The following is a 14,863-nucleotide window of genomic DNA, read 5'->3' on the forward strand; positions in this document are numbered from 1 at the left end:
CCCGATTTGACTTATTTGTTGTCCACGGCCCGCAGACGGATATGCAACTCGCGCAGTTGCTGCTCATCCACCGCCGAGGGGGCCTGAGTCAGCAAACACTGAGCACGCTGCGTCTTGGGGAACGCGATCACGTCACGAATCGAATCCGCGCCCGCCATCAGGGTAACCAGTCGGTCCAGTCCCATGGCCAGACCGCCGTGTGGAGGCGCACCGTATTGCAAGGCATCAAGCAGGAAGCCAAATTTGAGCTGAGCCTCTTCAGGGCCAATCTTCAAGGCATTGAATACTTTGCTTTGAACATCGGCGCGGTGGATACGGACCGAGCCGCCACCCACTTCCCAACCGTTCAGCACCATGTCGTAGGCCTTGGCAAAGGCCTTGCCGGGATCGGTTTCCAACAGATCTTCGTGACCATCTTTGGGGCTGGTGAACGGGTGGTGAGCGGCGAAGTAGCGGTTCTCGCCCTCGTCGTACTCGAACATGGGGAAGTCCACCACCCACAGAGGTTTCCAGCCTTCTTCGAATAGGCCGTTTTCCTTGCCGAACTCGCTGTGACCGATCTTGATACGCAGCGCGCCGATCGCGTCGTTGACGATCTTGGCCTTGTCGGCACCAAAGAAGATCAGGTCACCATTCTGAGCACCTGTGCGCTCCATCAACTGCTTCAGAACCTCTACATTGATGTTCTTGACGATGGGCGACTGCAGGCCCTCAGGAATCGAGGTCACATCGTTGACCTTGATGTAGGCCAGGCCCTTGGCGCCGTAAATACCGACAAACTTGGTGTAGGCGTCGATTTCGCTGCGGGGCATGGCGCCACCGCCAGGAATGCGCAAGGCAACCACACGGCAGCTTGGGTCGTTGGCCGGTGCGGAAAAGACCTTGAAATCCACTTCACGCATCAGGTCAGCCACATCCACGAACTCCAGCTTGACGCGCAGATCAGGCTTGTCCGAGCCGTAGCGCTGCATGGCTTCAGTCCAGCTCATGGTGGGGAACTTGGGCAGCTCCACATTTTGCACCGTGCGGAAAATATGTGTGACCATGCCCTCGAAAATCTCGCGAATCTGCTCTTCGTTCAGGAAAGAGGTTTCGCAGTCGATCTGGGTAAATTCGGGCTGGCGGTCCGCACGCAAGTCCTCATCGCGAAAGCACTTGGTGATCTGGTAGTAGCGGTCAAAGCCCGACACCATCAGCATCTGCTTGAACAGCTGGGGCGACTGGGGCAGCGCAAAAAATTCGCCGGCGTTCACACGCGAAGGCACCAGATAGTCGCGAGCGCCTTCGGGGGTGCTCTTGGTCAACATGGGCGTTTCAATATCGATGAACCCCAGGTCGTCCAGGTAGCGACGGGCCTGCATGGACACTTTGTAGCGCAGCATCAGGTTGTTCTGCATTTGCGGACGACGCAAATCCAGGACACGGTGCGTCAAACGGGTGGTTTCGGACAGATTGTCATCATCAAGCTGGAAAGCGGGTGTGACCGAAGCGTTCAGGATCTCGATTTCGTCACAGACGATCTCGATTTCGCCCGAGCGCAGATCCGAATTGACCGTGCCTTCGGGACGAGCCTGAACACGACCGGTAATGCGCAGGCAGTACTCATTACGGATGCGCTCAGCCACTTCAAAGGCCTGCACGTTGTCAGGATTGACCACAACCTGCGCCAGACCCTCACGGTCGCGCAGATCAATGAAAATCACACCCCCGTGGTCGCGGCGACGATGTACCCAGCCAAACAAATTGACCGTCTGGCCCAGGTATTCTTTGGAAACCTCGCCGGTATAACACGTACGCATCTAGGATGACTCCGAAATAGTAAAAACTGCAAATTGGAAAATTCAGGTTCCAGCCAAAGGGGGCGTCCCTTCAGGGCCCGCAGGCTGGTCAGAAACTGGGGGTAGGGCTATGGGCTCGACAGGGCTGACCACGCCCATGGATACGATGTATTTAAGCGCTGCATCCACCGTCATGTCGAGCTTGTGAACGTCCGCCCGAGGCATCATCAGGAAAAAACCGGAGGTCGGGTTGGGCGTCGTGGGCACGTAGACACTGACAAAGTCGTCTCCCAGTATCTGCGCCACTTGTCCGCCCGGTGTACCGGTTAAAAAGGCAATGGTCCAGGAGCCGGCCCTGGGATACTGCACCAGGACAGCCTCGCGAAAAGCCTGACCGTCGGGTGCCAACACCGTATCGCTGACTTGCTTGACCGAATTATAAATGGAACGAACCAAAGGAATACGCCCAAGTAGCAATTCCCAACGATCCACCATCGCACGGCCCAGGTAATTGGCCGCCAGCAAACCCGTGCCGAACAAGACCGCCAGCACCAGCAAAATTCTAAAGCCGGGAATCCGCAGGCCAAACAAGGCCTGCGAAGACAGGAACTCCGGCACAACGCTCTCCAGCGTCTCGATCAGCAAGGTCAGCACCCAGACTGTAATGACCAGGGGCACCCAAATGAGCAGACCAGTGACGAAATAACGCTTGAAGGGGCGCATAAGAAATAGTGTTAACTGGACGTTGAAGGCGCAGGCGCCGACGAAGCAGCTGGCGTGGATGCCGAGCCGCTGTCCGCAGGCTTGCTGCCACCCTGGTTACGGAAGTCCGTTACATACCAGCCCGTACCCTTGAGCTGGAACCCGGCCGCCGTTACCTGTTTGGTAAAGGTGGGCTGATTGCATTCTGGACAAACCTCTAAAACGGGGTCCGACATTTTTTGCAGCACATCTTTTTCGTATTGGCACGAGCTGCATTTATACGCATAGATTGGCACGACTCATCCTAACTAAAAAAAGCCGAAACAAATTTCGAGATACCAGTAAATGGGGGCGGCACCTGCCCATTTCAAGCCGGCGCCCCGCTCAACGGGCCCCCGCAAACACGTCACGGGAGCGCTTCTGGCTTGATTTTAGCCCTTTTGGCGTTCAATCGCACTGAACTTGCACCCCGCCAGAGTCACCGCGCAAGGTGGGCACCAGGTTCAGATCAGAAACAGGCAGGCAGCAACCAGGGTGGGCGCGGCCGCACTGAGCAACAAGCGCAACGGCGAGATGGCGCCGTCCGGGAAACTGCCTTTCAAAATGGAAAAACCGGCTGGATTGGGCGCATTGGCGATCACTGTCAAACCGCCCCCTGTGACCGCACCCGCGACCAACATGTAACGCCAGATTTCCGAGGTCCCCTCAACCAGGGAGCCCAGGTAAGTCAAGGCCGCGTTGTCGGTGACAGCCGTCAAGGCGGTAGCCCCCCAGAACAGCACCGTGGGCGACAGACCACCCAGCAGATCCTGAAGCCACCATTTTTGTAGTCCGCCCAGCACCACCAGTCCCGCCAGGAAAAAGCCGACCATCAAGCCTTCACGCACCAGCAAGGGGCTTTGGTAGTGTTTGTACGAGTGGGCATAGCCGATGAACAGCATCAACAAGGCCATGAACACAATTGGATGATGCGCGCCCAAGACAATCGCAACCAGAAAAGCCACATGAATGGCCATGACGGTCACAGGCACGGAACGCTGCGTCTTGGCTTCCTGGGGCATGCCCTGGCCCATTTCCAGCAAGGCCTTGCGGCACACCAGCGTGACCAACGTGGCATTGATCAGCACCGCGACGACCGCACGCCACCCGAAGTGGGTGGACATATAGGCTGTATCCCAGCCAAAGGTACTGGCCACCATCAGGACGGGCGGGGCCGCATAGGCCGTCAGGACACCGCCGATGGAGACGTTCACAAACAGAACACCCACGGTCAAATACTTGAAGCCGGCATGGCCTTGATGACGGAAATAGGCTTTATGCAGCAGGAGCGCCGCCAGGGTCATGGCGGCCGGCTCGGTAATCAGCGAACCGGCCAGAGGCACCACGGAAATCGTAATGAAATACGTGGAAATCTTGTCAGACATGGGAAGCGCACGGGCCAGGACGGACACCGTCTTGTTCACCAGCTCTAAAATGGGACGGCTGGCCGCGACCACCATGATCGCAAACACGAACATGGGTTCGGTAAAGTTGCGCCCTTCCAGATACTCAATCGCCGACTGTAAATCCACAAAAACAGCCATATAGGCCACCAGCACACAGGCCCACACGCCAAACACCGCCTCAACCTCGGACAACATGTGCCACAGCCCTGCATGGCTGCCGCCTTTATTGGCCAAGCGTGCAAACACCGGAACCGAAAAGGTGTGGACGATGGCAATGGCAAACAGCGCCGTTGCAACATACTCAAGAGGAGAGGCCATTTTTCAAACCTTTAAAACTTTACGTAAATTGCTTGAATACGTATCAAGCCAAACGGAGAGTGCCGGCCAAAGCAGCCACCACCAGCAAGACACCAACCCAGATGTTGGCACGGAAAAGGCGCAGGCCTCGTTCGGGATAGCGCACGTCAAAATGCCGCATTTGCCACAGCAGATGCAGCGCAATCAGCGCCATGACCGCGTAATACAGAATACGCTCGTTCAGCAGATAACCGCCGATCAGCCAGCACAACATGGCGGCAATGTAAAAACCGCTGATCCAGGTCTTGCCTGCCTCGCGAAAACGCAGCGCCGTGGAGTGCAGACCCAGCTTGGTATCGTCCGCCATGTCGATATAGGCATAGATGGAGTCGTAGCCAACCTGCCACAAAATCGCGCCCACCCACATCAGGATGGCACCAAAAGGCACCATGTTCTGGGTGTCCGACCAGGCCATCAACATGCCCCAGTTAAAGCAGATGCCCAGGACCACTTGCGGCCAATAGGTAAAACGCTTGCACAGGGGATAAATCATCACAATCGGGAACAAGGCCAGCGCCAGCCACCGGCTGTATTCATTGATCGCCAACAGCAGCAAGGCACACACGGCCATTTGCACCAGCACGAAGAGCACGGCCTGACGCATGGTGATCTGGCCACTGGTCAAGGGACGAAAACGGGTACGCTCGACCTGATGGTCGAAATTGCGATCCGCCATATCGTTAAAGCAGCAGCCAATACCGCGCATCAGCAAAGCGCCCAGGGAAAAGATCACCAGACGCCACAAGGTGGGCAGTCCGTCCGCGGCCTGCACCAGAGCGGCAAGCGCGGGCAGCAGAGTCAACCAGGTGCCTACTGGCCTATCCAAGCGGCACAGCCGGGCATACGGCCCCCAGGAGGCAGGCAGATAGCGGGCTACCCAATCATTGTTGGGGCGCATATCAGACAGATCTGGACGCGGGGGGGCTTTCGAAGCGGATGGAGATGTCATAGAGGTAAAACCCAAATCCAGGCCCTGGGCCATAGACCGAAAACAAGCATACCCTCCGACAGAGGGTATGCGGTGGATTCCAGAAACCCGTTCACGCTCTGGGAGCCAAGAAAGTGCAATAAGCGGCGCTGAAAACCACAACGCTGGCTGAGCCAGCGCTTGAAAAGGCGCAAACCCGTCTGGCTGCGCCCCATGCCCGTCAGATAGCGATCAGGCTTCTTTGATGAGTTTACCCAAGATGGCAATGCCTTCGCGAATTTTTTCCTCGGGTACGGTCGCAAAGCTCAGGCGCAATGTGTTGCGCTTGACGCCATTGCCCGCGTAGAACGGCTCACCAGGCACAAAGGCCACCAGATTTTCAATGGCTTTTTGCAACAGGGCCGTGGCATCCACGTGCTCGGGCAAGGTCACCCAAATGAACATGCCACCCTCAGGACGGGTCCATTGGGCCGTGTCCGGGAAGTTCTTGTCCATGGCGTCCAGCATGATGGCGCACTGTTTCTGGTAAATATCGCGCACTTTGGGCAGGTGCTGTTCCAGGAAACCGTTATGTACGGCTTCGTAAACCGCCATCTGTGTCAGTGTGGACGTGTGCAAATCCGTGGCCTGCTTGATCTGCACCAGTTTGTCGATGATTTTGGCAGGGGCCACGATGTAACCCAGGCGCAGGCCGGGAGCCAGCACTTTGGAGAACGTGCCCAAACGCACCACTGTCGCGCCTGCCTTGCGCCCCAGGGACAGCAGGCTGGGCAGGCGCTCGCCGGCATAACGCAACTCGCCGTAGGGATCGTCCTCGATAATAGGAATATGGGCCGCAGCGCAGCGCTCCACCAGATCCTGGCGGCGTTCCAACGGCAGACGCAAGCCGGTCGGATTCTGGAAATTGGGCAAGGCGTACAACAGACGAGCGCCCATGGCCTCCGGTGCCGAGACATATTCGGGAATCATGCCCTGACCGTCAGTCGGAATGGCGACGAAAGAAGGATCGTAGACCGACAAGGCTTGCAAAGCGCCCAGATAGGTCGGGGACTCCACCAATACCTTGCTACCCTCGTCAATGAACAGCTTGCCCAGCATGTCCAGCGCCTGCTGGGAACCGTTCACCAGCAAAATCTCATCGGCCTGAACGGGCGCGCCTTCGGCGCTCATCTGCTCGGCCAACCATTGGCGCAGCGGCAGATATCCTTCAGTCGTGGTGTATTGCAGCGCAGTCCGCCCCTGCTCGCTCAATACCTTGTTGAACGCGCTTTGCATTTCCTCGACAGGAAAGCCGACTGGAGTGGGCAGACCGCCCGCAAAGGAAATAATCTCGGGTCGCGCCGTGACCTTGAGAATTTCACGAATTGCGGAGCCACTCAGTTTCTGGGCACGTTGGGAAAAGGTAAAAGGCTGCGAGAGGGTATCCATGATTCGGAAAAGTCCTGAAGAAGAACGATTAAATACTTCATATGCAAACTTTATAGCTTGCAACAATGAACGCAGGATGCCGGAAAACCAGGCATCCTGCACCTTTGAATGAATTATGACGCGGGTTTATTAGCGTATACCTTGCCACCAAGCGGCTTGCAGCGCAAGTAGCCAACGCGCATCCGCTCCGGATTTACCCTGAAAAAACAAGCTCTCGGCCCAGACAAACGTCGTGCTTTGTCTATACTTCGTTATTGTATATACAATTTAAAATCCGCATGGAGCCCTGCCACCATGAGCCAGCCCCACCCAAGCACTTTGTTTGGCCTGCTAACCATCAGCAAGCTGCCCGTGCAAAACTGGAAAAATGGGGGCGGCACCACACGCGAGATCCTGTGCCATCCCCCCCAAGCAGGATATGAAAGCTTTGACTGGCGCCTTAGCCTGGCCCATGTGCAGACCTCCGGTGATTTTTCCCGTTTTCCCGGTATAGAGCGCCATATCCTGCTCATCGAAGGCGAGCACATGCAGTTGATTCACAACGAACAGCGCCATGCACTGCATCCCTTCCAACCCTATGTCTTTGCGGGTGAGGACAAGGTGAGCTGCTTCTTGGCGCAGGGCCCTACCCAGGATTTGAATCTGATGGTGCGCCGGGGCCGGGCCCAGGGCCGTCTGCAGGCATGGGCGGGACGCGACACTCCTGTGCAGCTGGAGGCAGGCACGCACTTTCTGTACGCACCACGCGGCGGCTATACATGTCAGGCTGGAACCGCAAGCTGGGCTCTGACCGCAGAACAGGCCCTGATCGGCTCCACCTCTGTCTCCGTCTCCTTGCAACTGACCGCCGATCATGCCGCGGCCCCGCTGGTCTACGCGTATATCGCCCCTACGGAATGACTGATGAACTACACACTCTGGACTGATTTACGTCTGGCTCCCCGCGCCGACCCCGAACACGTCATTGAGGATGCCTGCCTGGTCGAACAAGCGGGCCGCATCGTCTGGATGGGGCCCCGGCATGCACTCCCCCCCCAATGGCAACAGGCCAAACACGTACACAAGCTGGACAATCGCTGGGTCACCCCCGGCCTGATCGACTGTCACACTCACCTGGTTTACGGTGGCACCCGAGCCCAGGAATTCGCTTTGCGGCTGGCCGGAGCCTCCTATGAGGAAATAGCCCGCCAGGGAGGCGGTATTGTTTCAACGGTTCAGGCCACCCGTTGCATGAGCGAGGAGCAACTGCTGGCCCAGTCCCTGCGTCGTCTGGATGCTTTGTTGGACGAAGGCGTGACCGCAATCGAAATCAAGTCGGGCTACGGCCTGGATCTGGACAGCGAGCGAAAAATGCTGCGCGTGGCCCGGCGTTTAGGAGAGTTGCGCCCGGTCACAGTGCGCACTACCTTTTTAGGTGCTCATGCCCTGCCCCCGGAGTTCGCAGGTCAAACCGACGCCTATGTGGATCAGGTCTGCAGCCAGATGATGCCCACCCTGGCACAAGAGGGGTTGATTGACGCTGTGGATGTATTTTGTGAACGCATCGCCTTTGATCTGAGACAGTCCGAGCGCGTGCTGAAAGCGGCCCAAGCCCTAAAACTACCTGTAAAAATGCATGCCGAGCAGCTCTCCAATCTAGGGGGCACGGCAATGGCGACACGCTACCGCGCCCTGTCCACCGATCATCTGGAGTATCTGGATGAAGCAGGGGTGATCGCCATGAAAGAAGCCGGAACGGTTGCCGTACTGCTGCCCGGCGCCTATTATTTCCTGCGTGAAACCCAGTTGCCCCCGATCGAGCTGCTGCGCAAGCACGGCGTACCCATGGCCTTGTCCACCGACAGCAACCCCGGCACCTCTCCCTGCACCTCCCTTCTGTTGATGCTGAACATGGGCAGCACCTTATTCAGGCTAACGGTGCCTGAGGCCCTGGCCGCCGTCACCCATCATGCCGCCCAGGCCCTGGGAGCCCCGGACATCACCGGCGAACTGAGCATTGGGTCCCGCGCCGATTTTGTCGCCTGGGATATCGAGTCACTGTCGGAACTGGTCTACTGGCTGGGCCTGCCCCGCTGCGCCCTGGTGGTGTACCAAGGCGCCATCAGCCGCGATCTGCGCAAGGAGTCATCATGAACCCTGTCCAACAGCATGAAGCCCTGTGGGCGCCCTGGGCCTATTTGGACGGCCACTGGCAAGCCGATGTGCTGATGCGCTGGGACATGCACGGCACGCTGACGCAGGTTCTGCCTGGAACCTGCCCGCCCGCCAAGGACGCGAGCGATAAGGTGTATCGGGCACAGGGCGCCGTGCTGCCAGGGATGCCCAATCTGCATTCGCACGCTTTTCAAAGTGCCATGGCAGGCTTGACGGAATTTCGGGGACAAGACCAGGACAGCTTTTGGAGCTGGCGCGACCTGATGTACCGTTTCGCCGCCCGTCTGGAGCCTGAACACCTGTATGCGATTGCCCACTGGCTTTACATACAAATGCTCAAGGCCGGCTATACCAGCGTCTGCGAGTTTCACTACCTGCATCACCCGCGTGAGGGAGGCCGATACAGCCCATCGGGTCTGCTGGCCCAAGGGATTCTGGAGGCGGCCAGCGCCAGCGGACTGGCGATCACCCTGCTGCCGGTGTTGTATCAGTACAGCGACTTCAGCCGCAAAGCACCGCGACCGGACCAAGAGCGCTTCCTGAACAGCCCCACGCAACTGCTGTACCTGCTGGAATCCTTGCACAGCAGCCACCCTTTGAACGTGGACCGGCGCTATGGCGTGGCGCCCCATTCCCTGCGTGCCACCGATGTGGGTTCCATCAGCACGCTGATCGACGGCCTGCATAGCCTGCCCTCCCGCCATCCGATTCACATCCATATTGCCGAGCAGATGGCCGAAGTGCTGGCGTGCCAGGAGCTCAAGGGTTGCAGTCCGGTCGCCTACCTGTACGATAACTTCAATGTGGACGAGCGCTGGTGCCTGGTTCATGCCACTCACATTGGCGAGCCGGAGCGTCAGCAAATTGCCCGCAGTGGCGCAGTGGCGGGCCTATGCCCGACAACCGAAGCCAATCTGGGGGACGGCCTGTTTCCGGCCGCTGCTTTTCTGGCCGACCATGGCCACTTGGGCATCGGATCAGACAGCCACATCTGCGTGGACTGGCGCGCCGAACTGCGTCTGCTCGAATATGGCCAACGTTTAAGCCGTCAGCAACGCAACGTGCTGGCTTCGCCTCGACAGCCCTATGTCGCAGACTATTTATTTGGGACCTGCGTCCGCGGTGGGGCGCAGGCGTCAGGGCGGGCCACGGGGCAGCTTGCCCCCGAGCATCAGGCCGACCTGATGGTGATTGATCTGGCTCACCCCAGTTTGGCGGGACTGGATCAATCACATTGGCTCTCCGCCCTGGTCTTTTCAGAGCGCGCCCACACCAATCCGATTCGCGACGTATTCGTCAGTGGCAAAGCCTGTGTGATCGACGGCCAGCACCCCCAGGAGGAAACGGCGTTTGCCGCCTATCAAGACACACTGAGCCAGCTGTTGGACCGCGCCTGAAAAAACGAGCCTGAAAGCCTTACCCGGCAGGCCCTAGTCCGCGCTCGGCCCGACAGTCCTTGGCTCGCCATCGCGGTCAACAAAGCCTGGCGCAGTCGTTTTTCACTGGGTTGTCTGCCACGTCATTATGCAAAAAACCTGGCTCCGCCCATCCGGGCCAGGGCCACTGGCATGGAGACAACAAGGCTCGGGAGTACGCCCTGGACCCTAAAACAGGTCGGCCGCCGTGTCAGCCAGACTCTCGTCCAGCACCAGGGCTTTCAGGGCCTCGATATCGGGAGCCAGATAACGATCCTGATCGTAAAAAGGCACGGCCTGACGAATCGCGTCCTGCACCTTTCTCAAGCGCTCGGAAGTCAGCAAAGGAGCATGAAAATCAATGCCCTGCGCCGCACACAGCAATTCAATCGCCACAATTGCAGCGGTATTTTGTGCCATATCCTCCAGTCTGCGCGCTGCAAAGGTCGCCATGCTGACGTGGTCTTCCTGGTTAGCCGACGTAGGCAGGCTATCCACGCTGGCAGGATGTGCCAAGGACTTGTTTTCCGAAGCCAGCGCCGCCGCGGTCACATGGGCAATCATGAAGCCCGAATTCAAACCGGCAGAAGGCACCAGAAACGGTGGCAAACCGGAAATGCTGGCATCAATCAACAACGCGACTCGACGCTCTGCCAAGGCACCCATTTCGGCAATCGCCAAGGCCAGGCCGTCGGCGGCGAAGGCCACCGGCTCGGCGTGGAAGTTGCCGCCGGAAATCACCTGATCGGGCTCACCGTTCTTGCCGGGGAATACCAGCGGGTTGTCCGTGACGGCATTGGCCTCGATCAGCAAGCTGCGCTCATTTTGCGTGATGAGATCGTGGATCGCGCCCATCACCTGGGGCTGGCAACGCAAGCTGTAGGGGTCCTGCACCTTGTTGTCATTGTCCCGATGCGACTGGCGAATCTGGCTGCCAGCCAGCAGCTCCCTATACAAGCGGGCCGCGTAAATCTGTCCTGGCTGTCCACGCACCTCATGGATACGCGCATCAAAAGGCGCATCACTGCCTTTGGCGGCGTCCACACTCAAGGCTCCGGCCAAAATCGCATTGCGGAACAAGGTCTGGGTGCGGAACAAGCCATGCAATGCCAGGGCCGTAGACACTTGCGTGCCATTGATCAGAGCTAGCCCCTCCTTGGCGGCCAGCACAATCGGGGTGATACCAGCCTTGGCCAAAGCCTGCTGGGCAGGCATCCATTCGCCCTGCCACTTGGCCTGCCCTTCCCCGATCAGCGTCAAGGTCATGTGCGACAAGGGTGCCAAATCACCCGATGCGCCCACCGAACCTTTGGACGGAATGAAAGGCACCACGCCCGCATTCAGAATATCCAGCAAGGTCGTGACCACATGCGAGCGTATGCCCGAAAAGCCACGCGCCAGACTGGCAATCTTCATGGCCATAATCAGCCGTGCCACCGCATCGGAAACCGACTCACCCACCCCTACGGAATGCGACAGAATCAGGTTCTTTTGCAGCTGTTCCAGATCGTTGTCGGGAATGCGTTGCTGGGCCAGCTTGCCAAAGCCGGTATTGATGCCATAGGCAGGATGACCTGCACGGATGATCTTGGCCACAATGGCCGAGGACGCGTCCATCGCCCCCACCGCCTCTGCCGGCAGAGTCAGAACAGTCGGTTTCTGCCAGATCTGGCGCAGTTGCGCCAAAGTCAGTGCGCCTGGAGAAAGCTCGATACTCTTGCTCATTTATCTGTCCTGTTTTTCTTACTTGATCATGGGCAGTGTCAGCCCGAAATTCTTGGCCGTTTGAATCGCCAGCTCGTAACCTGCATCCGCATGACGCATCACACCACTGGCGCAATCGTTAATCAAGACCCGCTCCAGACGGGCCGCAGCCTGCTCGCTGCCATCGGCCACGATCACCATCCCCGCGTGCTGGCTGTAGCCCATGCCCACGCCGCCGCCGTGATGCAGCGACACCCAGCTGGCCCCCCCAGCTGTGTTCAAGAGCGCATTGAGCAAAGGCCAGTCCGACACGGCATCCGTGCCGTCCCGCATGCTTTCGGTTTCGCGGTTCGGACTGGCTACCGAACCGGTGTCCAGATGGTCACGTCCAATCACAATCGGCGCTTTCAGCTCGCCCTTGCGCACCATTTCGTTAAAGGCCAAACCGGCACGATGACGCTCGCCCAGCCCCAGCCAACAAATTCGAGCAGGCAGACCCTGGAAAGCGATACGTTCCTGTGCCATGTCCAGCCAGCGATGCACGTGCTCATTGTCGGGGAACAGCTCTTTGATTTTCTGGTCGGTTTTATAGATATCTTCCGGGTCGCCCGACAAGGCCACCCAACGGAACGGGCCTTTGCCCTCGCAAAACAAGGGGCGAATATAGGCTGGCACAAAACCGGGGAAATCGAAGGCATTGGCCACGCCCTCATCAAACGCCACTTGGCGAATGTTATTGCCGTAATCCACAACCGGAATGCCCATTTTCTGGAAATCCAGCATGGCTTTTACATGGATGGCGCAAGACTGGGCAGCAGCTTGCTGAATGCGGACGTGTTGCGCCGGATCTTTCTGAGCGGCCTGCCACTGCTCCACCGTCCAGCCTGAAGGCAAATAGCCATTGAGCAGATCGTGGGCAGAGGTCTGGTCCGTCACCAGATCAGGCTTCAAACCACCGGCTTGAGCGCGTCGCACCAGTTCGGGCAGCACATCGGCGACATTGCCCAGCAAGCCAATCGACACGGCTTCTTTAGCAACCGTGTGTTGGGCAATCAGCTCCAGTGCATGGTCCAGATCGCGCGCCTGCTTATCCAGATAACGAGTCTGCAAACGGAAGTCGATACTGCTTTGCTTGCATTCAATCGTCAGCGATACCGCACCGGCAAAGCTGGCAGCCAAAGGCTGTGCGCCGCCCATCCCCCCCAGGCCAGCCGTCAGAATCCAGCGCCCGGCCAGCGAACCCCCAAAATGCTGACGACCTGCCTCAGCAAAAGTCTCGTACGTGCCTTGCACAATGCCCTGGCTGCCGATGTAGATCCAGCTGCCCGCCGTCATCTGTCCGTACATGAACAACCCGGCCTGATCCAGCTCGTGAAACTTCTCCCACGTGGCCCATTTGGGCACCAGATTCGAGTTGGCCAGCAGCACGCGCGGCGCATCACGGTGGGTACGGAACACGCCCACCGGCTTGCCGGACTGAATCAGCAAGGTCTGGTCATCCTCGAGTTGGCGCAGACTGGCCAGAATCTGGTCATAGCACGCCCAGTTTCGAGCCGCACGCCCGATGCCACCGTACACCACCAGATGTTGGGGGTTCTCGGCCACGGCCGGGTCCAGATTGTTCTGAATCATGCGGTACGCGGCTTCTGCCACCCAGTTCTTGCAACTGAGCTGTGTACCCGTGGGGGCATGAATCTCCCGCGCAGGATCGAAACGGGGGTCCTGGCTGGCCGTCGAAGTGTGATGATCAGGCATGGTGCTGTCCTCCATCTGAGGTGTCTCTGGATACGCGCTGGTTCTATCTGGCAGACTGTTTCCACCCAGGGAAGGCAGGCCCAAGCGCCGACAAAACAACGGTTTTCTTGTAAGCTTTTGCCAATGTATAGTCATTTCCAATAGTTGTCTATACATATGCCTGCCCTGGCAGCGCCGCGAAAACAGACGGCCAGGGACACTGTCGGGGTATTAGAATCATGGCCGGTGCAGCACCCCCGATGGTTGCCTGCACAAACCCTTGAGTGTGAACACGTCCCTACAGGAAAGCATCAGCATGGTTGCCCCTTTGACGAGCAACTCGTCCTCCGAATCGGCTCTCCCCGTCTATGTACAGATCAAGAACTATGTCGTGGAAAAGATTCAGACCGGACAATGGCGGGAAGGCGATCTGATTCCCACAGAGCTAGCCTTATGTGAGCAGTTTGGCGTATCACGCATGACGGTCAACCGGGCCCTGCGCGAACTGACCAACGATGGACTGCTGATCCGCATCAAGGGTTCGGGCACGTATGTAGCCCAACCCAAATTCCAGTCCACGCTGATCGAGATACGCAGCATTGCACAAGACATACGCGAGCGCGGTCATCAACATAGCTGTCAAGTGCTGAGCATGGAGCGGCTGCAGGCCAGCCCGGCACAGGCACGCCTGTACGGCATTGCTCCGGGCGCGGCGCTGTTTCATTCCATTATTGTGCATGCCGAGAACGGCCTGCCTATCCAGTACGAAGATCGTCTAGTGGATGCGCGCATGGCACCCGACTATATGGAGCAGGACTGGAGTCAGATCACGCCTAACGAATATCTGGTGCGGGTCGCCCCCTTGCCAACCGGCTTTTACAGCATTGAAGTGCTGGTGCCACCCACCGGAATCGCACACGCCCTGCATATGAAAGAGCAGCAGCCCTGTTTGGTGATGGACCGCCGCACGTTTTCCAGTGAGCAGTTCACTACTCACGCTAGGCTCTGGCATCCTGGCGATCGCTACAAATTCACGGGACGGATGTAGGCCCCAAACCGGCGCCGCTTCGAGTTTGCTTCCCAAACATAACTCTCAAGCGCAGCGGCACCTCGCCTTCCGGGCCACACAACACCGCCATGTTCGTGCCGCACGGACCTGACACGACCCGCACCACTGGCCTGTTCGCTTGCGAACCACGCCAGAGCGGGCCTGCTCAC

The 14,863-nt window shown here is 58.4% G+C and carries 12 protein-coding genes; 4 read left to right on the forward strand and 8 right to left on the reverse strand.

Annotated elements, in window-relative coordinates; all coding sequences use genetic code 11:
• Positions 1–11: 11 nt before the first annotated feature.
• The 6 genes from aspS to V6936_RS13315 form a co-directional block, all read right to left on the reverse strand.
• Entirely contained in the window at positions 12–1,799 is a 1,788-nt protein-coding gene (gene aspS, locus V6936_RS13290) for an aspartate--tRNA ligase (protein ID WP_003805188.1), read from the reverse strand.
• Between the two features lie 42 nt (positions 1,800–1,841).
• Entirely contained in the window at positions 1,842–2,501 is a 660-nt protein-coding gene (locus V6936_RS13295; protein WP_003805190.1) for a DUF502 domain-containing protein, read from the reverse strand.
• A gap of 11 nt (positions 2,502–2,512) precedes the next feature.
• Entirely contained in the window at positions 2,513–2,776 is a 264-nt protein-coding gene (locus tag V6936_RS13300; protein ID WP_003805193.1) for an FmdB family zinc ribbon protein, read from the reverse strand.
• Between the two features lie 207 nt (positions 2,777–2,983).
• On the reverse strand, positions 2,984–4,243 hold the full coding sequence (locus V6936_RS13305; protein WP_003805195.1) for a putative Na+/H+ antiporter: 1,260 nt from the start codon (positions 4,241–4,243) through the stop codon (positions 2,984–2,986).
• Positions 4,244–4,286: 43 nt separating this feature from the next.
• Positions 4,287–5,231: a 4-hydroxybenzoate octaprenyltransferase gene (gene ubiA, locus V6936_RS13310; protein WP_336579990.1), complete on the reverse strand. Its 945-nt coding sequence runs from the start codon at positions 5,229–5,231 to the stop codon at positions 4,287–4,289.
• A 210-nt stretch (positions 5,232–5,441) separates the two neighbouring features.
• On the reverse strand, positions 5,442–6,638 hold the full coding sequence (locus V6936_RS13315) for an aminotransferase-like domain-containing protein (protein WP_003805199.1): 1,197 nt from the start codon (positions 6,636–6,638) through the stop codon (positions 5,442–5,444).
• Between the two features lie 294 nt (positions 6,639–6,932).
• Between V6936_RS13315 and V6936_RS13320 the strand changes: the two genes are divergently transcribed.
• The 3 genes from V6936_RS13320 to V6936_RS13330 are packed head-to-tail and all read left to right on the forward strand — an operon-like array spanning position 6,933 to position 10,189.
• Positions 6,933–7,538 (forward strand): HutD/Ves family protein, encoded by a 606-nt coding sequence (locus V6936_RS13320; RefSeq protein WP_336579991.1) that lies wholly within the window; start codon positions 6,933–6,935, stop codon positions 7,536–7,538.
• A gap of 3 nt (positions 7,539–7,541) precedes the next feature.
• Positions 7,542–8,771, forward strand: a complete 1,230-nt coding sequence (gene hutI, locus V6936_RS13325; RefSeq protein ID WP_003805202.1) for an imidazolonepropionase — start codon at positions 7,542–7,544, stop codon at positions 8,769–8,771.
• Positions 8,768–10,189, forward strand: coding sequence for a formimidoylglutamate deiminase (locus V6936_RS13330; RefSeq protein ID WP_336579992.1), 1,422 nt, complete (start codon positions 8,768–8,770; stop codon positions 10,187–10,189). Before hutI ends, V6936_RS13330 begins: the two co-directional genes overlap by 4 nt.
• Positions 10,190–10,396: 207 nt before the next feature.
• On the opposite strand, the gene hutH is transcribed toward V6936_RS13330, so the two are convergent.
• Together hutH and hutU are read right to left on the reverse strand one after the other, a co-directional pair.
• Entirely contained in the window at positions 10,397–11,932 is a 1,536-nt protein-coding gene (hutH, locus tag V6936_RS13335) for a histidine ammonia-lyase (RefSeq protein WP_336579993.1), read from the reverse strand.
• 18 nt (positions 11,933–11,950) lie between these two features.
• Positions 11,951–13,681 carry a urocanate hydratase gene (hutU, locus tag V6936_RS13340; RefSeq protein ID WP_336579994.1) on the reverse strand — a complete coding sequence of 577 codons (1,731 nt, stop codon included), beginning with the start codon at positions 13,679–13,681 and terminating at the stop codon, positions 11,951–11,953.
• A 280-nt stretch (positions 13,682–13,961) separates the two neighbouring features.
• Between hutU and hutC the strand changes: the two genes are divergently transcribed.
• A complete protein-coding gene (hutC, locus tag V6936_RS13345) occupies positions 13,962–14,693 on the forward strand; it encodes a histidine utilization repressor (protein ID WP_003805211.1) in 732 nt (243 codons plus the stop codon).
• Positions 14,694–14,863 lie beyond the last annotated feature (170 nt).

It is taken from the genome of Alcaligenes sp. CHO6 (assembly GCF_037120595.1).
Taxonomy (GTDB): Bacteria; Pseudomonadota; Gammaproteobacteria; order Burkholderiales; family Burkholderiaceae_B; genus Alcaligenes; species Alcaligenes ammonioxydans.